The sequence below is a fragment of the Streptomyces sp. NPDC047072 genome, assembly GCF_040643855.1.
Taxonomy (GTDB): Bacteria; Actinomycetota; Actinomycetes; order Streptomycetales; family Streptomycetaceae; genus Streptomyces.
Genome location: NZ_JBEYVC010000121.1, coordinates 1 through 21,344 on the forward strand (window position 1 = coordinate 1; position 21,344 = coordinate 21,344).

Sequence of the window (21,344 nt, forward strand, 5' to 3'; positions counted from 1 at the left end):
GCCGTACGAGCACAGCCCGTCCGCCGCCTCCGTCTCCGCGTCCGGCATGCCGGTGGCCACGAGGAGGGCATCGGGGCGGGCGGTGAGCAGGGCGGTGCGGGCTGCGGCCTGCCAGGGATGCAGGTCGGCGTCCTCGGTGGCGATCAGCAGCGGTCGGCCCTGGGCGTGGCGGAGGATGCCGGCGATGTCGACGGGGCCGTCGTCGGTGGCGATGCCTTCGACGCCGGGCGCGGCTTCGCGCAAGAGGGTGAGGAGGTCCGTGCGGGCCCATTCCAGTGCGGGTTTGGGGCGGCGGTGCAGGTCGACGACGTAGGGGTCGACGACCGGGCCGGGCAACGGCTTCCAGCGGACGGCGCGGCGGGCGGCGAGGAGTCCGACATCGGCTCGCGGTGGGGGTCCCGGCCTGTGTGGTTCCGTGAACCGTTCAGCCAGGGTGTCGACCCGGCGAGCGGCGTCCAGGACCCGCGCGGGGTCGAGCGTCCCGTCGGCCATCGCGTCGAGGAGGGCGGCACGGCAGCGCAGCCACAGTTCCGGATCCGGCTGGGCGATGATCAGCTGGTCGGCTCCCGCGGCGATCGCGGCGACGGCACCGGCCGCCTCGCCCACGGTGTCGGCGATCGCCTTCATCTCCAGGGCGTCGGTGACGACGACGCCCTGGAAGCCGAGTTCGGTGCGCAGGAGGTCGGTGAGGATGCGGCGGCTGAGGGTGGCGGGGGCGGTGGGGTCGAGGGCGGGATAGCGGACGTGCGCCGTCATGACGAGGGGGACGCCCGCGGCGATGGCCTCACGGAAGGGCAACAGGTCGGCGTGGAGGGCCTGTTCGTCGCGTGGGTCGACGGCGGATCCGAGGTGACTGTCGACGGTGGTCGAGCCGTGGCCGGGGAAGTGCTTGGCGCAGGGCGCGACTCCGGCGGCGAGCGTGGCCTCGGTCCAGGCGCGGACGTGCCGGGCGGCCTGGGCGGGGTCGGGGCCGAAAGCGCGGGTACGGACGATGGGGTTGGCCGGGTCCCGGTGGACGTCGGCGACCGGGGCGAAGGTGACGTGCACTCCGCACTCGGCCAGGTGCCGGGCGAGTGCGTCGGCGACGGCCGCCGTGAGCGTGGGGTCGTCGGCGACGCCGAGGGCCCAGGCTCCCGGGGTCTCCGGTGCGCCTGCCCGGGCCAAGTGGCTGATGCCGCCGCCCTCCTGGTCGACGGTGACGAGGACGCCTGGGCGCAGGGAGCGCAACTCGTCGGTGAGCGACCGCAGTTCGGTGCGTCCGGCGACGTTGCGGGTGTGCAGGATGACGCCGCCGAGTCCGTCGTCGAGCAACCGCTTGAGTTCGTCCGGGGGTGAGGTGCCGTCGAAGCCGAGGACGAGGCAGCGGGTGGCGGCCTCGACGAGTTCGCCGGGCAGGGTGGTCACGGGGTCATCTCCGGGGTCGTCGTACGGCCGTGGTGGTGGTCGTCGGGGTCCACCAGCAGGACGCAGCGCGCCCATTGACGGTCCGTCACCTCGACGCGCGGGGGCGGGGCCTGGCCGCACTCGGGCCGTGCCAGGGGGCAGCGGGGGTGGAAGCGGCAGCCGGAGGGCGGGTGGACGAGGTCCGGGGGCTCGCCGTAGTCGTCCTCGCCGGCGTCCGGTGTGTCGGCGTCGCGGGACGTGCGGCTCGCCAGGAACTCCATGCGGTCCGGGTCGGGGGTCGAGTCGAGCAGCAGCCGGGTGTAGGGGTGGGCCGGGTTCTGGGTGACGTCCTCGGCGGTGCCGTACTCGACGATCTCCCCCGCGTACATCACCGCGATCTCGTCGGCGAAGTAGCGGGCGCCGGCGATGTCGTGGGTGATGTAGAGCATGGCGAGGTGTTCCTCGTCGCGCAGGGCGGCGAGGAGGTTGAGGATCTCCAGTCGGATGGAGACGTCGAGCATGCTGACGAGTTCGTCGCCGAGCAGGACGTCGGGCCGCACGGCGAGCGCGCGGGCGATGGCCACGCGTTGCCGCTGGCCGCCGGAGAGTTGGTGGGGGAAGGCGTCCAGGAAGCGTTCGGGCGGGGTGAGCCGGACGCGCTCCAGCAGTCCGCGCAGGCGCTGTTCGAGGTCGTCCCGGTCGGTGACGCCCGCGTGCAGTCGCAGCGGCCGTTCGAGCAGATAGCGCACCCGGTGCAGGGGGTTGAGGGAGCCGAAGGGATCCTGGAGCACCATCTGGACCCGGCTCGCGTAGGCGCGGCGGGCCCGGCGGCCGCGCGCGGAGGCCGGTTTCCCGTCCAACAGGACGGTCCCGTCGGTGGGTTGCTGGGCCAGGGCGAGGGTGCGCGCGAAGGTGGACTTGCCGCTGCCGCTCTCGCCGACGAGGGCGACGGTGCGTCCCGGGTGCAGCCTCAGGGAGGCGTGCTCCAGGGCGTGCACGGTCTCGCCGCGGGAGCGGTGGACGGGGTAGTGGACGGTGACGTCCACGGCTTCCAGCACAGGGGCCTCAACAGCCGTACGCACCATGCCCTGTTCGTCGCTCATACGCCTCCTCCAGCGCTCGGCGCGGCCAGGTCGTCGGCGTGGATACAGGCCACCACGCGCTCGGGCCCGTACTCGACCGGTTCGGGCGGTGCCGTCCCGCACTCCGGTGTCGCGTGCGGGCAGCGCGGCTCGAAGGGGCAGCCGGGCGGGAGGCCGCGCAGGTCGGGAGGGTTGCCCGGGATGCCGTGCAGGGTGCGCATCGGTCCGCGCAGCGGCGGGAACGAGTCGCGCAGGCCGCGGGTGTACGGGTGTCGCGGGTCCCGGTAGAGGTCTCCGGCCGGTCCGCTCTCGACGATCCGTCCGCCGTACATCACCGCGATCCGGTCGGAGATCTCCAGGAGGAGCGACAGGTCGTGCGTGATGAAGACGACGGAGAAGCCCAACTCCCGCTGGAGTCTGATTACTTGGCGCAGGATCTGGCGTTGCATGACGACGTCCACGGCGGTCGTCGGCTCGTCCATCACCAGCAGATCGGGCTCGCACACCAACGCGAGGGCGATCGTGGCCCGTTGCCGCATCCCGCCGGAGAGCTCGTGCGGATAGCTGTCGAGGCGCGAGGCGGGGATACCGACCAACTGGAGCATGTGCGCGGCGCGTTCGCGAGCCTGGGACTTGGGCATACGGCGGTGCGCGCGCAGGACGTCGGTGAACTGGGCGCTCAGCCGGGAGACCGGGTTGAGGGCGTTCATGGCGCTCTGGAAGACGACGGCGGTGTGCTCCCAGCGGGTGCGGCGCAGGGCGCGCGCGTCGGCGTGGAGCAGGTCGACGGGCTCGCCCTCGCCGGGGTGGAGTGTGGCGGTGCCCGAGCGGACGACCGCGGGTGGGCGCAGGAGTCGTAGGAGGGCGTTGACCAGGGTCGTCTTGCCGCTGCCGCTCTCCCCGGCGATGCCGAGGATCTCGCCCCGGCGCAGCTGGAGGGACACCTCGGACACGGCCGGCAGGGGTTCGGCCGGGGTGCCGTAGTCGACGCTGAGGTCCTTCACGTCCAGCAACAGGCTCACTGTGCCCCCTTGCGTCGGCGGGCGCCGCGCAGCCGTGGATTGGTCAGTTCGTCGATGCCGAAGTTGACGAGTCCGGCGGCCGCGCCGAGCACGGTGATGGCGACGCCGGGCGGCACGAACCACCACCACGCGCCGGAGACCATCGCCTGCCGCTGCTGGGCGAAGTAGAGCATGGTGCCCCAGCTGACGGTGTTGATGTCGCCGATGCCGAGGAAGTCCAGGCCGGAGACGGCGAGGATAGAGGTGACGAGGGAGAGCATCAGGGTCGCCGAGATCACCGGCAGCAGGTTGGGCAGCACCTCCACCAGCATGATCCGCAGGTTGCTCTCGCCGAGCAGCCGGGCGCCGACGACGAAGTCCCGGTTGCGCAGGGAGAGGGTCTGCACGCGCTTGGAGCGGGCACCCCACGCCCACCCGGTCAGCCCGATGACGAGGGCCACCGCGAACGGCCCGCCCCTGCCCCGCAGATACCCGGCGAGGATGATCACCAGCGGCAGTCCGGGCAGCACCAGGAAGGCGTTGGTGAGGGCGCCGAGCACGGAGTCGACGAGGCCGCCGTAGTAGCCACCGACGAGTCCGACGGCGACCGACAGGGTGGTGGAGACGACGGCCGCGAGCGCGCCGACGAGCAGCGAAGTCCTTGTTCCCACGACGAGTTGGGCGAGGACGTCGGTGCCGTCCTGGGTGGTGCCCAACGGGTGTGCTCCAGAAGGGGGTTGGAGGACCGAGCCGGTGAGTTCCGTCGGGGACAGACCCATCAGCGACTGCACGATCCAGGGACCCACGGCGGCGACGAGGACGTACACAGCGATGATCGCGAGGCCGACGCGGGCCTTGCGGTTGGCGGGGATCAGCTTGCGGAGCGCGGTGCTCCAGGTGAGCCGGCCCGCTGTCGTGGTGAGCGGGGCGGTCGGGGGTGCCGCGAGCGTCACGCGTCCTCCCGGGTGCGCGGGTCGAGCAGGACGTAGACGGAGTCGGCGACGAAGTTCGCCACCAGCACGGACAGCGAGATGATCAGGAACAGGGCCTGCATCAACGGGTAGTCGAGGTTCACGACCGCCTGGTAGAAGAGGTAGCCGATGCCGGGGTAGGCGAAGACCGCCTCGGCCAGCAGCGAGCCGCCGACGACTGTGCCGATCGAGATGGCGAGGCCCGCGACCTGCGGCAGCATGGCGTTGCGGGCCGCGTAGGCGAGCAGGATCCGCCAGCGCCCAAGTCCCTTCGCCTCGGCGAGAGTTACGTAGTCCTCGGCGACGGTGGTGATCATCATGTTGCGCATGCCGAGCAGCCAGCCGCCGACGGAGGAGACGATGATCGTCAGCGCGGGCAGGAAGCCGTGCGCGATCACGCTGCTGATGAACGCGAAGTCGAAGCCCGGTTCCAGGTTGAGGTCGTAGCCGTTCTGCGAGGGGAAGACCGGGAGTTGGACCGAGAGCAGCAGCAGGAGCATGGTGGCGACCCAGAAGTACGGCATCGAGCCGAGGAAGGTCGCGAGCGGCGCCATGAAGCTGTCCAGGCGGCTGCCGGGGCGGGCCCCGGAGACGATGCCGAGGACCGTGCCGAGCAGGAACGCGAGGACGGTGGTCAGGCTGACCAGGCCCAGCGTCCACGGCAGGCCCTGGGAGATCATCTCGCTCACCGGCTGCGGGAAGTAGGCGGTGGAGATCCCGAAGTCGAGGTGCGCGATCTGGTCGAGGTAGTGGAGGTACTGCTGCCACAGGCTCTGGTCGGGGACGCCGAACAGCGCCCGGATGGAATTCTCGGTCGCCGCCGAGACCTGGGAGCGCTGCGCCAGCTTGTTGAGGATGACGGAGGCCGGGTCCCCCGGCATGAGCCGGGGGATGACGAAGTTCAGGGTGATGGCGACGGCCGCGGTGGCGAGGTAGAAGCCGAGGCGACGGACCAGCACCCGGGCCCGGCCGCCCCGGCGGCGACGCGTACGGCCTTCCCCGGATGCCGCCGGCCGCGCGTCACCGGCCGGGAGCGTGGTCACCGTCATCGGGTGAACTCCCTCGCGGACGCCATCACTTCACCGGCTTCAGATGCGCGAGCACGTTCTCGAAGGCCGGTCCGCCGTTCCAGGGCGCGCAGATGTCGTACGGGTTCTTCGCGTCGGGGAACCCGGTCCAGTTGCGGGAGCTCCAGGCGCAGCCGGCGGTGATGTTGGAGAGCGTCACGAACGGCACCTGGTCGACGATGATCTTCTCCAGCTGCTGGGTGAGCTTGATCTGCGTCTGCTCGTCACCGGAGTTCGCGATCTCGCTCAGCAGGTCGTCGGTGGACTTGTCGCGCCAGCGCAGGTAGTTGTTGGTCTGCGCCTTTCCGCCGTTCGCGGTGCCGGCGAACTGGCTGTTGAGCAGCGGGTTGTAGATCTGCCAGGGCACGGCGCCGTACGCGAGCCCGTACGCGGCGAGATCGAAGTCGCCCTTGGCGCGGGTGTCGGTGTAGGTACCGCTGGCCAGCGGCTGCACGTTCACCTTGATGCCGACCTTGCCGAGCTGGTCGGCGATGATCCGGGCCCGCTGGACGGAGTCGGCGAAGTCGGAGACCTCGATGTAGTCGAGGGTGAGCTGCTTGCCGTTCTTCATGGCCTTGCCGCCGCTGAAGGTGTAACCGGCCTGCTGGAGCTGGGACTTGGCGCCCGCGAGGTCGGTCGTCACGGCGTCCTTGTACGCGGGGTCGAGCCACTTCCCCTGCGTCGCCGCGTCCAGGCCGGTCTGACTGATCGGAGTGGCGCCGAGCTGGGTGACGAGCTGGATCAGCTGCTGCCGGTCGATCGCCAGCTCGACCGCCTTGCGGACATGGACGTCCTTCAGGGCCGGCCGGTCGTGGTTGAAGACCAGGATCAGCGAGCCGTACGTCGGGTAGAAGTAGCCGTTCTTCGCCGGGTCCTTGTCGACGTACTGCTTCTCCAGGTTGGGGATGGCGCCGCCGCTCAGGTCCTCCTGGCCGCTGGTCAACTGGGAGAGCTCGGTGGCGGAGTTCACCACGGGCAGCCGGATCTGCTTCACCTGGATCTTGCTGCGCCAGTAGTCGCTGCGCAGGGCGAGGGTGATCTGCTGGGGGTCGAACCGCTTGAGGGTGTAGGGACCGCTGCCCACCGGATCCGGGTTGGTGTAGGTGAGCGCGTTCTGGTTCGCCCAGTATTTCTTCGGGACGATGTACTGCTGGAGAATCGAGGCGAGCTGGGTGAAGGCGGGTTTGTCGAAATGGAAGACGACGGTCTTCTCGCCCTGTGCCGCCACGGAGCTGAAGGAAATTCCGGAGGAGTTGAGCGCGGGCGTCTTCTTCACCAGCTGGAAGGTGAAGACCACGTCGTCCGCGGTGACCGGTTTCCCGTCGCTCCAGGTCGCCTTCTTGTCGACGTCCACGGTCAGTGTTCTGCCGTCCGCCGACAGTTTCTGCGCGGAGGCGAGCCAGGGTTCGAAATCCCCGCCCTTGAGGACGTTGACGCCCATGAGCGATTGGTACATGTAGATCCGGGTGCCAGGAGAGGCGTCTCCCGTGCTGGTCAGCGGATTGAAGTTACGCTGGAGCACGGTTTTTCCGGAAGCGTAGTTGATCATCATGGAACCGCTTGCTGAATTCGCGGAACCGCTGTCCTGGCAGGCGGTGAGCGCGAGACTCATCACCACCGCGACCACTGCAGGACCGGTTCGCAAGGAATGCCTGAGCCGCACGGCCGACCTCCCGTCTCGGATGCCGCATTCTGCGAACGGAAAGCATCGGGCGTCAAGACCGTCACGCGAATCCCCGATAAACGAACCAGGTTCGCAATGAAATATGAACCAGGTTCGTATAGGGCGGACGTGTTTCCTTCGGCGGGCCGGTCGGGCAAGAATGACGTCCAGAGGAATCGGGGGACATCGGAGGACAGGGAATTGACGCAGACGCGTGACAGTCGTGATACGCCCGCGGCGACGGGCTGGATGCGGGAGGCGAGGTTCGGCCTCTTCGTCCACTTCGGCGTCTACAGCATGGCCGCACGGCACGAGTGGGTGCGCAGCTACGAGGAGATCGGGGACGCCGAGTACCAGCGCTACGTGGACCGCTTCGACCCCGATCTGTTCGACGCCGCCGAGATCGCCCGTACCGCCCGCGCGGCCGGCATGCGGTACGCCGTACTCACCACCAAGCACCACGACGGGTTCTGCCTGTGGGACTCGGCGGTCACGGAGTACTCCTCGGCCCGGGTGTGCGGCCGGGATCTGGTCGCCGAGTTCGTCGAGGCGGTGCGGGCGGAGGGGCTGAAGGTGGGTCTCTACCACTCACTTCTGGACTGGCATCACCCGGACTACGTGATCGACGGGGTGCATCCGCTGCGCAACGCGCCGGACGTGGCCGCCCTCAACTCCGACCGGGACATGGGCAGATACCGGTCCTACCTGCACGCGCAGGTCAAGGAGCTGCTCACGTCGTACGGTCAAGTGGACCTGATGTTCTACGACTTCACGTTTCCGTGGAACCGCGGGGGCATGCCCGGCAAGGGGCCGGAGGACTGGGGCTCGGAGGAACTCCTGGCGACGACGCGCGCGTTGCAGCCGGGCATCGTCGTCAACAACCGTCTCGGCATTCCCGGGGACTATGTGACCCCGGAGCAGTTCCAGCCGGACCGACCTCTCACCGAGGACGGCGTCGAGGTCATGTGGGAGGCGTGCCAGACCCTCAACGGCTCCTGGGGGTACCACCGCGACAACCTGGAGTACAAGGACCCCGGCGACGTGGTGCGCATGCTGGTGCAGTCGGTGTCGGCGGGCGGCAACATGATCCTCAACGTCGGCCCGGACGGCCGGGGCAGCCTCGACCCACGGGCGCGGGCGATCCTCGACGCGGTCGGGGACTGGATGCGGCTGCACGCCCGCGCGATCCACGGCGCAGGCCCATCACCCTTCACCCCACCGCCCCACGCCGTCTACACCCAACGCGACGACCGCCTCTACCTCCACCTCTTCGCCTGGCCGTTCCGCCACATCCACCTCCCCGGCCTGGCGGGCAAGGTCGCCTACGCCCAACTCCTCAACGACGGCAGCGAAATCCCCCTGACCGTCCTCTCGGACACCCCCCAACCCCACGCCCACCTGGACCCGTTGCCCCAGCCCCCGGACACCCTGACACTGACGCTTCCGGTGGTACGGCCCGATGTCCTGGTGCCGGTCGTGGAGTTGTTCCTGAAGTGACGTCAGGAACACAGGACGACGGCTGACGTCATATGACCGGCGGTTCCACCAAGCACACCGGCGGTCGGCCGCACATCGAGGGGTGGCTGTTCCGCGTCGGGTGGGCGGGACAGGACTGCCTTCGCCCGAGGAAGGGGCAGGAGCGTCTCGCCTTCGGCGTACTGGAAGGCCCAGCCCTGTTCCTCGATCAGATCAAGAACGGCCTGCCAGTCCTCCACGGAGGTATCGGGCACGAACACATCCGGGAGCGTCCCCATGGTGTCGGGGTCGAAGAACCACTTGACGTCGTCCCACAGCAAGTCGGCCACTCCCTCATCCTGCCTCTCCGGCGCCCTTGTCAGTTCCGGCCATGGAGTACGTCGAGGATGTGGGGCCACGCGGCCTTCCCCAAGAGCGCGTCCGCTTCCGGTGTGCCGCCGTAGAGGAAGCGCGGGGATGCCGTCGCGGGGCTCTCACCGGGCAGGCGGACGCGGTGGCCCGCTGCGGGATGGGTGATCAAGCGGGTCCTGGACGCGCCACGGCGTTCGGACAGTTGCTCGGCGAAGGGGAGGGACGGCCACATCTCGTCGTCGGCGCCTGCGATGAGGAGCAGGTCGGCTCGGGTGCGGTCCACCGGGATCGTCGCCGCGGTGAGGCGGTCCGAGAAAGTCCGTTCGCTCAGTTCGTACCAGGCGCGGATGGCGACCGGGCCAGTGCCTGAACCGGCGGCGGTCCAGGAGTCGTCCATCGGGACGAAGGGCAGTGGCTGTTCGCGCCAGGTCCAGGAGGAACGGTAGGGGAAGCCGGGGCCGACGTTGCACCAGACACGGGACGTCGGGGACACCGCGACGACGGCGTCCACGCGCGGATCGTGTACCGCGGTGAGCAGTGCGGCCTCCGCTCCCTTGGACACGCCCAGGATGCCGATGCGGCGCGCACCGCCCGCCCGGAGGAGGTCGACGGCGGCCGTGAAGGTCTCGAGAGGGATCTCGCAGATCCCCGGCGGCTGTCCCGGCCCGCCGAACCACCGGATCGACAGCGCCGTCAGGCCCTCCCGGGCCAGGAGTCGGGCCCTCTCCCTCTCGATCCGCCCGCTGGAACCGGCCAGCACCAGGACACCGGCCTCGCCGCCACCGACGGGCGTGACCAGAACGCCTTCCCAGGGGTCGGTCAACTCCCGTTCGACTACGTCCACTTGGCCTCCGGAAGATCCAACTCAGCCTAGCCGGAACCGACCGACGACGCGTTGACAGTCACCGTCAACCGCGTCACCGTGAGTGCGTGCCCCGAGCCCGGAGGTTCTCCCCATGGCCGGTTCAGAAGCACCGCCCTCGGACACCGAACTGCTGGAGCGCGTACGGCGACTCAGGCCGCTCGTCCGCTCCCACGCCCCGCGCACCGAACAGAACCGCAGAGTCACCGGTGAAGTCCTGGCCGCGCTGGCGGAGACCGGGCTCCAGCGCATGAACGTCCCCCGCCACTACGGCGGTTACCAGACCCGCTTACGCACGCAGGTAGACGTGCTGAGCGAGGTCTCCGCCGCCTGCGGCTCCACCGGGTTCATGGCGTTGATCCAGGCCGGCTGCGCCTTCATCGCCTCACTCTTCCCCGACGAGGCCCAGGACGAGATCTTCACCGGCCCCGACGTCCGGGTCGGCGGCACCCTCATCCCCACCTCCAAGGCCGTCCCGACCGACGGCGGTTACACCGTCACCGGCACCTCCCCCTTCGCCACCGGCTGCCAGGACTCCGACTGGCACCTGCTGACCGCCGTGGCCGACACCGGCGCGGCCGGTCCGCCGGACGTCCTGTGGACGGCGATCCCCACCACCGAGCTCAAGATCCTCGACGACTGGGACGTCACCGGCCTCGCAGGAAGCGGCAGCAACAGCGTCGTCGCCCAGGACGTCCACGTCCCCGCCCACCGCGTCCTGCCCGTCGGTCCGCTGCTCACCGGCACCTTCCCCTCGCAACGCAACAGCGCCGACCCCTTCTACGGGATGCCGGTCCTGCTCCTGTTCTGCGCCTGGACCGCCTCCAACGCGCTGGGGCTGGCCCGCGCGGCCCTCGCCGAGTTCGGCGAACGCATCCACCGGCGAGGCATCACGTACACCTTCTACGAGCGCCAGCACGAAGCCACGGTGACCCACCTCCAGTTCGCCGAGGCCGAAATGAAGGTCTCCAGCGCGGAGTTGCTCACCGCGGACTTCGTCGACCTGATCGAGTCGAGGGTCGCCGACCCACAGCCGTACACCATCGGGGAACGCGCCCGGATCAGGGCACAGTGCGGCTATCTCACCCGGCTGTGCAAGGAGGCCGCGGACCTGATCGGCTCCGCCTCCGGCGCCTCCTCCCTCCACCGGGACGCACCGATCCAGCGGATCGTCCGCGACCTCAACGCCCTCAGCCTGCACTCCTTCGTCAACCCCGCCACCAATCTGGAGCTGTACGGAAGGGTGCTGTCGGGACTCGAACCGAGTACGCCCTTCCCCTGACGGACGGGCACGGTTAGCGGCCGAGCGCGACGGGGATGCGGTCCAGTACGGGGTACGGCAGCAGCCCGTAGTGGTAGAAGTCCACGGCGTCCGCCCCACCGTGCCCCGTGGCGGCCGCCGCCTTCTCCGCCAGCGCCCCGGCGTCGGTCGTGTCCGGCAGCCCCGGCCGCAGGACGGTCCGCAGCGAGCAGGCATCCGGCAGTACGGCCCGGTAGGCGGCCGTGTCCGCCCCGATCCGGGCGGGATCGCGGGCGTAGGCGAGCAGACCGTAGCCGGGGACGACCGCGCCGACCGCCGCCGGGGCGACCCCGATCCGCCAGGCGTCGTCGGCCGCGAGGGCCCCCGTGGGCAGTCCGTCGCCGTACCCCTTCGCGGCCCCGGTCAGGTCGAGGAAGACCAGCTCGGAGCCCTCGTCGGCGACGGCCTCGGCGACCTCGGCCGCGAGCGAGGTCACGGTGTCCCGGCGGGCGCGCGCGTATGCGGCGACCGGCTCGGGGAGGCCGTCGAGATCCGACAGATCCCCGCTCGAAGGAGCACCGCCGTCGAGCACGCCTACGGTCATCGACACCGCCTCCGCCCGCGCCTTCCTGGCATCCACACCCCGTCCCTCCGCCGCCCGGACGCAGTACGCGCAGAAACACAGCCCCAGCAGGAACTCCTCCCACGCGCCCAGCGCCACGAAGCTCCGCTCATGGTGATAGCCGTGCCCGAACGTGCCGTAGTGGAGCGACTCGGCGACCACCGCGTCCACGCCCTGGCGGGCCACCGAGCGGGCCAGGGCGACGGCGTACGCGCGCACGTCCGGGTGCGCGGGGCACAGGTCCGCCGGAGCGGCGCGGTCGCCGAAGCAGTTCTCCTGGGTGACGTCGGGGTGCGCGAGGCCGAGGGTCGTGTTGTGCAGGAAGACGGTCCAGCCGTGCAGGTGCGCACCGCGCTCCGCGGTGGTTCCGCGCAGCTCACGCAGGGGTTCCTCAAGCGCGCCCGGCTGCACGGGCGGGATCAGTCGAGCCTCGTCGAACAGGTCGGCGGGCGGCGAGAAGTGGACACCGTCACCGCGCAGGGTGACCCGGGCCGGGCCGTGCGGGGTGACGTCACGGGCTCGGTGGTACGCGGCGGCCACGGTGACGGTGTCGCAGCCGTAGGTGCCGAGGACGCGGTCGAGGACGGCGGCGGTGCCCTCGGCCCGGAAGTCCTCCACGAAGGTGTACATCGCAGAGCGCATTTCAGCGTCCCCTTCCCGAGCCCAGCACATGAGAGATGTCGAGCCCCGTGCGGACCACCATCGGCCCCACCTCGCGCACCCGCGCCGGCGTCATCCGCGTGGTCAGCCCGGAGACGCTCAGCGCACCGGCCACCGCGTCGGTGTGGTCGAAGACCGGCGCGGCGACGCACCGCACCTCGGGCTCGTTCTCGCGGTCGTCGATGGCGTAGCCGCGCTGGCGGACCCGTTCGAGTTCGACGCGCAGCCGGGTGGCGTCGGTGACCGTGTACTGGGTGACCGGGGGCATCCCGGCGGCCACCACCGTCTCGAAGGCGTCCTCGCCCTGCCAGGCGAGCATGGCCTTGCCGACGGCGGTGCGATAGGCCGGCACTCGGCTGCCGATGCGGGAGGCCATCCGCACGCTCGCCTCGTTCTCGACCTTGTCGATGTAGACGACGTCCGGCGGCTCGTACACCACCAGGTGGCAGGTCTCGCCGACCGCGTGCTGGAGCAGCCGCAGCGGTTCGGCGGCGGCCGTGCGCAGGTCGAGGGAGGAGAGGTAGGCCTGCCCGAGCCGCAGGGTGCCGTGCCCGAGCCGGAACCAGCCGGTCTCGCGGTCCCGCACCAGCAGGTCGGCCTCGATGAGCGGGGTGGCCAGCCGCAGCACCGTGCTCTTGTTGACGCCCAGGTCGTCCGCGATCTGGGTCAGGGAAATGCCCCGGCCCCGGCCCGCGCGGTCGCGGACGTACTCCAGGACGGTCAGGGCGCGGCGCAGCGAGGAGGACTGGTTGCGGCGGGCCGGTGGTGTCGTCGTCATGTCGTACTCCTCGGCAGCAGGCCACGGGTGACGGTGTCGTGGGCGGCGGCCAGATGTCGTCCGGCTCGCGCCAGGGAGACCTCGTGGTGCCCCGGGAAGAGCGCGTCCACGTCGAGTCCGGCGAGCCGGGTCAGGCTGGCCGCGTATTCCGGAACCCGACAGTCGTGCAGATTCTGGAGCGAGACGCGCCCTCCGGTAAAGACACAGTCGCCGGAGAAGAGTCCCTGGTAGGAGGGTGTGGTGAGGTGGTAGCAGGTGTGTCCGTCGGCGTGTCCGGGGGTGGCGACGGCCCGGATCACCACTCCCCCGCCCAGGTCGAACTCCGTACCGTCGGCGACGGGCTCGACGCGCGGACAGGGCGGGAAGGCGTACTCGGCGGGATACACCCCGGCGGCCTTCCCCTTGTCCACGCTCAGCCCTTGCTCGTCGCCCTCGGCGATCCACCGCACGGCCGCCGGCCCGGCCAGCACCCGCAACCCGGGAAAGCGCGAGGCGAGCGCGGCGGCCCCTCCGGCATGGTCCGCGTGTCCGTGGGTGAGCAGAAGGAGGTCGGGCCGAACCTCCAAGGGGAGGTCCGCACACCCGGCTCCCGCATCGACAAGAACGCTGAGCCGACTGCCCCGCACGAGGTAGACATGGCAGTCCAGCGGATCGCTCAGATCAAAGCCGTACGCTCCGCTGGCGACGAGAGTGACGTGCTCGGTCAGTCGCAAGACGGCTCCTCCTCTACGACCGTCCCCCGCACCGGCTCCTCTGCTACGACCGTCCCCCGCACCGCGTCCACCACGACCCGCGCCGCCAGCTCGACCTCGGCCAACTCCACGCTCTCGTCGGCCGAGTGGGCGTCCAGAATCGACCCGGGCCCGAACACCACCGCCGGTATCCCGGCACGGGCGATCTTGCTGGCGTCCGTCGCGAAAGGCATGCCGTCGACGTCATCCGGGCGGCCGCGCTCCACTAGCGCACGACGCAGTCCCCGCACCACGGGCGAGTCAGGCGGCGTGTCGAGCGCGTAGTCGATGATGAACGGCGGATCCAACTCGGCGCCCAGAAGCCGCAGTTCGTCGCGATCCCGCTGCCAGACGACCTCCGGCTCCTCCCCCGGCAACGTCCGACGGTCCACATCCGCCTCACAGACCCCGGGGATGGTGTTCGGCCCGGTCCCCCCGCGAATCCGGGTGACCGCCCGAGTGGCGGGCCCCAGAAGCGGATGCGGCTCCACGTCCGGGGACGTGGCGGCCAGATGGCTCAGCACCGGCGCCATGAGCGACACCGCGTTCACCGCCTCCTCCGGCCGCGAACTGTGCCCCGCCCGGCCGACCGTCCGCACGGTGTACCGCACAACTCCCTTGTGCGCGACGGCCGGTACCAGCCCGGTCGGCTCCCCGACGATCGCCCCGACGGCAGTCCGCCCCGCCAGCGACGACAGCAGATGCAGCACCCCTCGGTACTCGTGCTCCTCGTCGCACACGCCGGCGAGGACGACCGAGTACAACGGCGGCTCTCCCCGCGCGAGTTCGGCCGCGGCCAGCATGAACGCCGCCAGCGGTCCCTTCGCGTCGCACGCCCCCCGCCCGTACAGCCGTCCACCGCGCACCTCACCGTCGTAGGCGGGCACCGTCATCCCGTCGACCTCGACCGTGTCGAGATGGGACTCCAGCAGCACGGCGTCCTCGCGCTGCCCCGGCACCACGGCCACGACATTGCTCCGCCCCGGCAGCACCTCGTGCACCTCGGCCCGGACACCGCGCGCGACGAGCCAGTCGCGCACGTACTCCGCCACGACGGTCTCGCCCCCGTCCCCGGGCCCGCCCCGCGGGTTGACGCTGGGGAGTGCCACCAACTCCCGCAACAGAGCCGTCACTTCCGTCATGCCCGCCGCTCCCTCGCGTAGATCAGCAGAAGCCCGATGATCAGCACGCCGAGGACGACCTGGCGCACGCCTTCGGAGAGGTTCCAGGACGTCAGGAGCGCGGTGAGCAGGGTGAGCAGCAAGGCGCCGCCGACCGTGCCGAGGAGGTGGCCGCGACCGCCCAGGATGGACGTGCCGCCGAGCACGACGGAGGCGATGGACAGCAGTTGGTAGGGGTTGCCCATGGTCAGCGAGCTGGTGCCGGTGAAGCCGAGCAGGACCAGGCCCGCGACTCCGGCGAGCAGGGCGCAGGAGACGTACGCCGTGAAGGCCGTGGCGGCGAGCGGTACGCCCGAGGCGCGCGCCGCGCTCTCGCCGGAGCCGAGGGCGAAGGCGTACCGGCCGGTGCGGGAGGCGTGGAGCAGCCAGCCGGCCACGGCGGTGATGCCCAGCCAGAGCACGAACGCCCAAGGGACGCCCAGCAGGCGGCCGTTGGCGAGCGAGTCCAGCAGGGGGACCTGGGCGGAGCTGGGGGATCCGTCGGTGTAGACGAGCAGCGCGCCGGAGAGGATCGTGCCGCTGGCCAGGGTCATCACCATCGGTGGTACCCGCAGCCAGACGACTCCGCCGGCGTTCACCGCTCCCACGGCCGCGCTCAGCAGCAGCGCCACGGCGATCCCGGACGCCCCTCCCCCGCCGCCGGAGGCGACCTTGGCGCAGACGACCGCCGAGAGGGCCACGACGCCGGAGACCGAGAGGTCGATGCCGCTCATGATGACGACGAGCGTCTGGCCGACCGCGACGATGCCGAGGAAGGACGCCGTCTGCACCAGGTAACGGAAGTTGGAGACGCTGTCGAAGCCGTCGGCGAACAGGACCGCCGCGGCCCAGGTGACGGCGAGCACGCCGAACGCCCAGGTGGCGCGGCTGCTCCGGACAACAGCGAGCGTGCTCATGCCGTCGCCTCCTTCGTGACGTACGTCTTCAGCGCGAGGGCCACGACGAGGATCACGCCCTGCGCGACGAGCTGGTAGAAGGGCGAAATGCCGGTGAAGAGCAGGAGGTTGGTGAGCAGTCCGATCACCAGCGCGCCCAGGACCGTGCCGCGCATCCGGCCGACCCCGCCGAAGAAGCTGATGCCGCCGAGGACGCAGGCGGCGATGGAGTTGAGGGTGTACGGCGCGCCGATCGTCGGATCCGCCGAGCCGGTCTGAATGGCGAGTCCGACCCCGGCGAGCCCGGTGAAGGCGCCCGCGAGCGCGTAGCCGCCGATCTTCACCGCGCGGGTGTGCAACCCGCTGGCGTAGGCGCCGTGTTCGTTGCCGCCCACGGCGTACAGGGCGAGGCCGTGCCGGGTGGTGCGCACCAGTTTCCAGAGGGCCAGGACGACGATCAGGGCGAGGGCGGGCAGGGCGAGGCCGTTCCAGCCGTTGTTGTAGGCGTTCACCAGGCCGCCCGGGACATGCCCGCCGGGTTGCGGCAGGACGACCAGGGTGACGCCGCTCCACAGGAAGGACGCGGCGAGGGTGACGACGATCGGCGGGAGTCCGGCGTACGCCACGAGCGTGCCGTTGACCGCTCCGGCGCCGACCGCCACGGCGAGGGCGAGGAGCAGCGCGACCACGACTCCACCGGTGCCCTGGGCGTCGTAGGTGGCGAAGACCGCCATGGCGAGGCCGAGGACCGCGCCGAGCGACAGGTCGATGCCGCCGAGCAGCATCACCGAGGTCTGCCCGGCCGCGGCCAGGATCAGCGGGAGGAACTGGGCGGACAGGATGGTGATCGAGGCCGGGGTGAGCAGGCCGGAGTCGTAGTGCTGGTAGGCGACGAGCAGGACGAGGAGGAGGGCGAGCAGCCAGAGGATCTCGGTGTTGCCCCGGGCGACGGAGGTCAGGCGTTCACGCATGGACCACGCTCCCGGGCTCCACCGAGGCCCGCACGAGCCGTTCCTCGGTGAGGTCGGGGCCGGTCAGCCGGTCGACGACCTTCCCCTCGTACAGGACCGCCACCTCGTCGCAGAGGCCGACCAGTTCCATCGTGTCTCCCGAGGTGACGAGCACCGCCATGCCCTCGTCGGCGAGGCGGCGCAGGAGGTGGTAGATCTCGCGTTTGGTGCCGATGTCGATGCCCCGGGTCGGCTCGGCGAGGAGCAGGACGCGCGGTGCGGTGGGCAGCCACTTGGCGAGCGCGACCTTCTGCTGGTTGCCGCCGGACAGCCGTCGTGCCTCCTGTGCCGGGGAGGCGGCCTTGATGCGCAGCCGCTCGGTCAGCTCGGCGACCAGCCGGGACTCGGCGTCGCGCGAGACCGTGCTGAGGCGGCGGGCCGGGGCGAGGGTGCGCAGGCTGGGCAGGGCGAGGTTGTCGCGGACACTGCGCGCGGTGTGGACGCCCTCGGTCTTGCGGTCCTCGGGCACGTAGGCGATGCCGTGCCGGATCGCCTCGCGCGGCGAGCCCAGTCGGACGTTGCGGCCGTCGAGCGCGACCTGCCCGGTGTGCCGGGCGAGGCCGAACAAGGCGCGCAGGACCTCGCGTTGGCCCTGCCCCTGGAGTCCGCCGAGGCCGAGGATGCGGCCGGGGGCGAGGTCCAGGTCGACGGCGGTGCAGGCGCCGGGGACGGTCAACTCCCGTGCTTTCAAAAGAGGTTCACCGACCGCCGCGGCTTTGGGCGGGAACAGGTCCGACAGCTCCCGCCCGATCATCAGCCGTACGACGTCGTCGTGGTCGGTCTCCGCCCGCGCCCGTGTCGCCGTCACCGCACCGTCCTTGAGGATCGTCAACCGGTCGCTGATGGCGAAGAGTTCGGCCATGCGGTGGCTGACGAAGATCACCGATCCGCCGTCGGCCCGCAGCTCCCGCACCACCCGGAAGACGGCGGCGACCTGGTCCTCGTCGAGGGCGGAGGTGACCTCGTCGAGGATGAGCAGGCGGGGTTCGCCCGCCAACGCCTTGGCGAGTTCGACGAGTTGGAGGGTCCCGAGCGGGAGACGCCCGGCACGACTCCCCGGGTCAAGGTCCAGACCGACCCGTTCCAGGAGCGGCCGGGCCCGGGCCGCGAGGTCGCGGGCCCGTACCAGTCCGCCCCTGCTGGGCCAGGCGCCGAGGAAGACGTTCTCCGCGACGCTCTGGTGCGGGTTGAGGCTCAGCTCCTGGTGGACGGAGCCGATCCCGGCGGCCCGGGCGCGGTGCGGTGACCACGCCCGGGGCACGGGGGTGCCGTCGTGGCGGACCAGGCCGGAGTCGGGGGCGAGCAGCCCGGTGACGAGGGAGAGGACGGTGGACTTGCCGGCCCCGTTCTCCCCGACGAGCGCGAGGACCTCGCCGGGTTCGACGGTGAGGGTCACCTCGCGCAGCACCTGGTTGCCCGCGAAGGACTTCGAGACGGCTTCCACGCTCAGCAGCGGCGCCATGGTCACGGCTTCACTTTCCGATGAGCTTGTCGATCTCGGACTGGGCGATGTCGTTGATCGGGTACGAGTCGTCGGGCTGGTCCGTCTTGACGTACTGGGAGAGGTTGGCGTCGGTGATCTCGGGGAGCGGCACGGTGATGTCCTGCGGGACGGCGACGCCCTCCCGCTTGGCTACGGCGGCCTCCACGGCGATCACGGCGAGGTAGTTGGGCTGGGCGGTGGCATAGGAAGAGAAACCATTCTTCTCCTGGGCCTGCCACTGCTTGAGGAAGCCGTTGTAGTTCTCGCCGGTGATCGGGACGAGCTTCTTGTCCTGCTTGACCAGGGTCTGGAGCGCGGCGGCGGAGAGGGCGCCGCCCTGGGAGAAGACGCCCTGGATGCCGGGGTGCGCGGAGTAGGCGGAGGCGAAGGCCTGGGCGGCCGGGGCGAGGTTGTACTCGCTGTGCACATTGCTGACGATCTTGATGTCCGGGTACTTCTTGAAGACCGCCTCGGCACCGGACCAGCGGTCCTCGCTGACGGCGACGCCCGCGGGGCCGTTCATGGCGATGATGTCGCCCTTGCCACCGAGCTTCTTCGCGAGCCAGGTGGCCATCATGGAGCCCCATGCCTTCTGGTCCGTGCCGACCCTGATCACCTTGGTGCTGGTGGGCAGCGAGTCGAAGGCGACGACGGTGATGCCCGCGTTCACGGCCTGTTCGAGGGCGGGGTTGAGGGCGGTGGAGGAGCCCGCGTCGACGAGGATCACGTCGTACTTCTGCTGGATCATGGCGCGGATCTGGGCGATCTGCTGCGAGGTGTCGCCGTTGGCGTTGAAGGTCTTGAACTGCGAGACCTTGCCCGCCGACTTCAGCTTGTCGACGTCGCTCTGGAGCATCTTCAGCGTCTGCTGCATCCAGGACGGGGTGAGGTAGATGGTCGACCAGCCGACCTTGAGGTCCTTGGCCGTGGCGGCGGAAGCGCTGCCGGTGCCGCTCGCGGCGGCGGAGTCGGACTGGACGTCACAGGCGGACAGGGCGGTCAGGGCACACAGGGCGGCGGCCGCGGCGACCCCGCCTCTGACGGAACGAACGTTCATCGAAGTTCCTCGGTTCCCTCAGGAGAAGTTGAGACGGGAACCTATGGCCGCGCACGACCGCGCACCACATCTGCAACACAGAATTTCGCATTGCACAACATGGCTGTTCGACAGCGTGCTTCAGGGCGGTCAGTCGCCCGCCGCGCAACACCCGCGGACGTCGGGTGCCGGGTCGCGGCGGCAGTAGCAGGACGCCTCGATCGGTACGTCGGCCAGCGCGGCGGCGACACGCAGTCGCCGCTCCACCAGACGGGCCTCCGCCGCCTTGTCCCGGCGGACCAGGCACTCGTGGAGGCCGTGCAACGCCCAGACGTTGTCGGGGTGTTGGAGTGCTCGCGGGAGCGTGTCGTCCAGGCCAAGGTCGGCGCGGTAGACGGCCTCGGCCTCGGCGACCCGCCCCTGTTCGAGCAGGAGGGCGCCGAGAGCATGGCGGGTGGGCTGCATCCAGCCCCACGGCTCGTCGTAGGGGAGGGTGTCGTCCAGTTCGACGGAGCGTTCCAGGGCCGTGAAGGCGGTGTCGAACTCGCCCTTGCGGTAAGCGAGTTCACCGTCGAGCATCGCCGAGGCGATGGCGAGGATGTCGGCGCAGGTGTTGTTGAACAGCATCCGCGTCTCGGGGACCTTGGCGCGGGCCTGCTGGAAGAGGGCGCGCTCCGCCTCCGCCTCCGGGACGCGGCCGGTGGCGGACAGGGCGACGCCGCGGGCGTAGTGGAGCATCGCGGTGCTCACGCAGTACAGCCCCGCATCGGCGGGCAGGGGCAGGTCCAGGAGGTCCGCCCAGCGGCCGAAGCGGATCAGGACGTGGACACGCATCGCGAGGAACGCCTCCAGCCAGTCGGCCATGGGCGGGCTCTCGACGCGCAGCAGGTCCTCCGGGACCGACGCCTCCAGCTCGGCGGCGGCCTCCAGGGCGACCTCGTACCGGCCGAGGAACATCGCGCCATAGATCCTGAAGTGGTGGTTGTGCGCGCGGTAGAGCGTGTAGAAGTTCATCGCGCCGGAGCGGGCGCGGTACTTCTCGTCGGCGGCGACGGCCGCGCTGTTGTCGGAGACCACCCGCCGGTAGTCGCCGCACAGCACTTCGAGGTGGGAGGGCATGTGCAGGAGGTGACCGGCGTCGGGGACCAGGCCGCGCAGCCGGTCGGCGACGGCGAGGGCCGCCTCGGGGGTGGGTGACATCTCCATCAGGTGGATGTACAGGTGCAGGACGCCCGGGTGGATCCGGCCGGCGGGTGTGCCGAGTGCGCGCTCCAGGACGTCCCTGGCCTCACGGGTGCGGGCCCCGGCGGCGGGTTCGCCGGCGCGCAGGTCCCACAGCTGCCAGGGGGTGAGGTTCATCAGGGCGTCGGCGTAGAGGGCGGCGATGTCCGCGTCGCCCGGGGCGAGTTGATGGACGGCCCGCATGCTCTCGGCGTACGGAGCGTTCCACACCGCGCAGTCCGCGGCGGGTTCCGCCTGCGGGTAGCGGGCGCGCAAGGCGCCGATCAGGGCCCGCTCCAGCGTGTCGGTCGCCTTCTCATGGGCCAGTTCGACGGCCGTGTGGGTGCGCTCCACCGTGCGGGCCAGGTCGTCCCCGTCGAAGAACTCCCAGGGCTTGTTGTAGTTGGGGCCCAGCGCGTAGGCGATGCCCCAGTAGGCCATCGCGCAGTCGGGGTCGGCGGCGGCCGCGGCCTCGAAGCAGGCGACGGCCTCCTCGTGGTGGAAGGCGTACGTCCACACCAGACCGCGGTCGAACCAGAGTTGCGCCTCGGCGGAGTCGGTGGTGACGGGCCGGCTGTGCGAGCCCAGGTCGTAGTACTCCATACGCAACTCCTCGCACCCAGCCGACCGATGTCCCACAGGCGATTCTGC

General features: G+C 70.6%; 18 protein-coding genes and 1 pseudogene. 2 read left to right on the forward strand and 17 right to left on the reverse strand.

The window, feature by feature from the left end; all coding sequences use genetic code 11:
* From ABZ896_RS36295 to ABZ896_RS36320, 6 genes are all read right to left on the reverse strand, one after another.
* On the reverse strand, positions 1 to 1,404 hold a 1,404-nt coding region (locus ABZ896_RS36295), incomplete at its 3' end, for a glycoside hydrolase family 3 N-terminal domain-containing protein (RefSeq protein ID WP_360938710.1).
* A complete protein-coding gene (locus tag ABZ896_RS36300; protein WP_360938712.1) occupies positions 1,401 to 2,486 on the reverse strand; it encodes an ABC transporter ATP-binding protein in 1,086 nt (361 codons plus the stop codon). The genes ABZ896_RS36295 and ABZ896_RS36300, both read right to left, overlap by 4 nt.
* Entirely contained in the window at positions 2,483 to 3,487 is a 1,005-nt protein-coding gene (locus ABZ896_RS36305) for an ABC transporter ATP-binding protein (protein WP_360938714.1), read from the reverse strand. The genes ABZ896_RS36300 and ABZ896_RS36305 overlap by 4 nt, the downstream gene beginning before the upstream one ends.
* On the reverse strand, positions 3,484 to 4,419 hold the full coding sequence (locus ABZ896_RS36310) for an ABC transporter permease (protein ID WP_360938716.1): 936 nt from the start codon (positions 4,417 to 4,419) through the stop codon (positions 3,484 to 3,486). The genes ABZ896_RS36305 and ABZ896_RS36310 overlap by 4 nt, the downstream gene beginning before the upstream one ends.
* Positions 4,416 to 5,486, reverse strand: a complete 1,071-nt coding sequence (locus ABZ896_RS36315; protein WP_360938718.1) for an ABC transporter permease — start codon at positions 5,484 to 5,486, stop codon at positions 4,416 to 4,418. Before ABZ896_RS36315 ends, ABZ896_RS36310 begins: the two co-directional genes overlap by 4 nt.
* 25 nt (positions 5,487 to 5,511) lie before the next feature.
* The gene (locus ABZ896_RS36320) at positions 5,512 to 7,026 is read right to left on the reverse strand and encodes an ABC transporter substrate-binding protein (protein ID WP_360938721.1); all 1,515 of its coding nucleotides are present in this window, start codon (positions 7,024 to 7,026) and stop codon (positions 5,512 to 5,514) included.
* Between the two features lie 237 nt (positions 7,027 to 7,263).
* Here ABZ896_RS36320 and ABZ896_RS36325 point away from each other — a divergent pair, with 237 nt between their 5' ends.
* The gene (locus ABZ896_RS36325) at positions 7,264 to 8,664 is read left to right on the forward strand and encodes an alpha-L-fucosidase (RefSeq protein ID WP_360938724.1); all 1,401 of its coding nucleotides are present in this window, start codon (positions 7,264 to 7,266) and stop codon (positions 8,662 to 8,664) included.
* Between the two features lie 50 nt (positions 8,665 to 8,714).
* Here ABZ896_RS36325 and ABZ896_RS36330 read toward each other — a convergent pair.
* Positions 8,715 to 8,972 (reverse strand): annotated as a pseudogene (locus tag ABZ896_RS36330) (hypothetical protein); the annotation flags it as partial.
* A 29-nt stretch (positions 8,973 to 9,001) separates the two neighbouring features.
* A complete protein-coding gene (locus ABZ896_RS36335; RefSeq protein WP_360938727.1) occupies positions 9,002 to 9,838 on the reverse strand; it encodes an acyl-CoA thioester hydrolase/BAAT C-terminal domain-containing protein in 837 nt (278 codons plus the stop codon).
* Between the two features lie 112 nt (positions 9,839 to 9,950).
* On the opposite strand from ABZ896_RS36335, the gene ABZ896_RS36340 reads away from it, so the two are divergent.
* Complete coding sequence (locus ABZ896_RS36340; protein ID WP_360938730.1) at positions 9,951 to 11,138, forward strand: acyl-CoA dehydrogenase family protein; 1,188 nt, start codon at positions 9,951 to 9,953, stop codon at positions 11,136 to 11,138.
* A gap of 13 nt (positions 11,139 to 11,151) precedes the next feature.
* On the opposite strand, the gene ABZ896_RS36345 is transcribed toward ABZ896_RS36340, so the two are convergent.
* The 9 genes from ABZ896_RS36345 to ABZ896_RS36385 all read right to left on the reverse strand — a co-directional run bounded on the left by ABZ896_RS36345 (position 11,152) and on the right by ABZ896_RS36385 (position 21,296).
* Positions 11,152 to 12,360, reverse strand: a complete 1,209-nt coding sequence (locus ABZ896_RS36345; RefSeq protein ID WP_360938732.1) for a hypothetical protein — start codon at positions 12,358 to 12,360, stop codon at positions 11,152 to 11,154.
* Between the two features lies 1 nt (position 12,361).
* Positions 12,362 to 13,156 carry an IclR family transcriptional regulator gene (locus ABZ896_RS36350; protein WP_360938735.1) on the reverse strand — a complete coding sequence of 265 codons (795 nt, stop codon included), beginning with the start codon at positions 13,154 to 13,156 and terminating at the stop codon, positions 12,362 to 12,364.
* Complete coding sequence (locus tag ABZ896_RS36355) at positions 13,153 to 13,869, reverse strand: MBL fold metallo-hydrolase (RefSeq protein WP_360938738.1); 717 nt, start codon at positions 13,867 to 13,869, stop codon at positions 13,153 to 13,155. Before ABZ896_RS36355 ends, ABZ896_RS36350 begins: the two co-directional genes overlap by 4 nt.
* A complete protein-coding gene (locus tag ABZ896_RS36360) occupies positions 13,860 to 15,029 on the reverse strand; it encodes a M20 family metallopeptidase (protein ID WP_360938741.1) in 1,170 nt (389 codons plus the stop codon). Before ABZ896_RS36360 ends, ABZ896_RS36355 begins: the two co-directional genes overlap by 10 nt.
* A complete protein-coding gene (locus ABZ896_RS36365; protein WP_360938744.1) occupies positions 15,026 to 15,964 on the reverse strand; it encodes an ABC transporter permease in 939 nt (312 codons plus the stop codon). Before ABZ896_RS36365 ends, ABZ896_RS36360 begins: the two co-directional genes overlap by 4 nt.
* Complete coding sequence (locus ABZ896_RS36370) at positions 15,961 to 16,914, reverse strand: ABC transporter permease (protein WP_360938747.1); 954 nt, start codon at positions 16,912 to 16,914, stop codon at positions 15,961 to 15,963. Before ABZ896_RS36370 ends, ABZ896_RS36365 begins: the two co-directional genes overlap by 4 nt.
* Positions 16,907 to 18,415 (reverse strand): sugar ABC transporter ATP-binding protein, encoded by a 1,509-nt coding sequence (locus tag ABZ896_RS36375; RefSeq protein ID WP_360938792.1) that lies wholly within the window; start codon positions 18,413 to 18,415, stop codon positions 16,907 to 16,909. Before ABZ896_RS36375 ends, ABZ896_RS36370 begins: the two co-directional genes overlap by 8 nt.
* Before the next feature lie 10 nt (positions 18,416 to 18,425).
* Positions 18,426 to 19,493 carry an ABC transporter substrate-binding protein gene (locus ABZ896_RS36380; RefSeq protein WP_360938750.1) on the reverse strand — a complete coding sequence of 356 codons (1,068 nt, stop codon included), beginning with the start codon at positions 19,491 to 19,493 and terminating at the stop codon, positions 18,426 to 18,428.
* A 129-nt stretch (positions 19,494 to 19,622) separates the two neighbouring features.
* Positions 19,623 to 21,296, reverse strand: coding sequence for a hypothetical protein (locus tag ABZ896_RS36385; protein WP_360938753.1), 1,674 nt, complete (start codon positions 21,294 to 21,296; stop codon positions 19,623 to 19,625).
* Between the last annotated feature and the right edge of the window lie 48 nt (positions 21,297 to 21,344).

What these genes read in the sequence shown, in the direction of transcription:
- ABZ896_RS36380 (WP_360938750.1), bottom strand. Translation starts at nt 19,493, where the DNA reads ATGAACGTTCGTTCCGTCAGAGGCGGGGTCGCCGCGGCCGCCGCCCTG.
- ABZ896_RS36340 (WP_360938730.1), top strand. Translation starts at nt 9,951, where the DNA reads ATGGCCGGTTCAGAAGCACCGCCCTCGGACACCGAACTGCTGGAGCGC.
- ABZ896_RS36375 (WP_360938792.1), bottom strand. Translation starts at nt 18,415, where the DNA reads ATGGCGCCGCTGCTGAGCGTGGAAGCCGTCTCGAAGTCCTTCGCGGGC.
- ABZ896_RS36350 (WP_360938735.1), bottom strand. Translation starts at nt 13,156, where the DNA reads ATGACGACGACACCACCGGCCCGCCGCAACCAGTCCTCCTCGCTGCGC.
- ABZ896_RS36365 (WP_360938744.1), bottom strand. Translation starts at nt 15,964, where the DNA reads ATGAGCACGCTCGCTGTTGTCCGGAGCAGCCGCGCCACCTGGGCGTTC.
- ABZ896_RS36370 (WP_360938747.1), bottom strand. Translation starts at nt 16,914, where the DNA reads ATGCGTGAACGCCTGACCTCCGTCGCCCGGGGCAACACCGAGATCCTC.
- ABZ896_RS36385 (WP_360938753.1), bottom strand. Translation starts at nt 21,296, where the DNA reads ATGGAGTACTACGACCTGGGCTCGCACAGCCGGCCCGTCACCACCGAC.
- ABZ896_RS36315 (WP_360938718.1), bottom strand. Translation starts at nt 5,486, where the DNA reads ATGACGGTGACCACGCTCCCGGCCGGTGACGCGCGGCCGGCGGCATCC.
- ABZ896_RS36345 (WP_360938732.1), bottom strand. Translation starts at nt 12,360, where the DNA reads ATGCGCTCTGCGATGTACACCTTCGTGGAGGACTTCCGGGCCGAGGGC.
- ABZ896_RS36300 (WP_360938712.1), bottom strand. Translation starts at nt 2,486, where the DNA reads ATGAGCGACGAACAGGGCATGGTGCGTACGGCTGTTGAGGCCCCTGTG.
- ABZ896_RS36325 (WP_360938724.1), top strand. Translation starts at nt 7,264, where the DNA reads ATGAAATATGAACCAGGTTCGTATAGGGCGGACGTGTTTCCTTCGGCG.
- ABZ896_RS36360 (WP_360938741.1), bottom strand. Translation starts at nt 15,029, where the DNA reads ATGACGGAAGTGACGGCTCTGTTGCGGGAGTTGGTGGCACTCCCCAGC.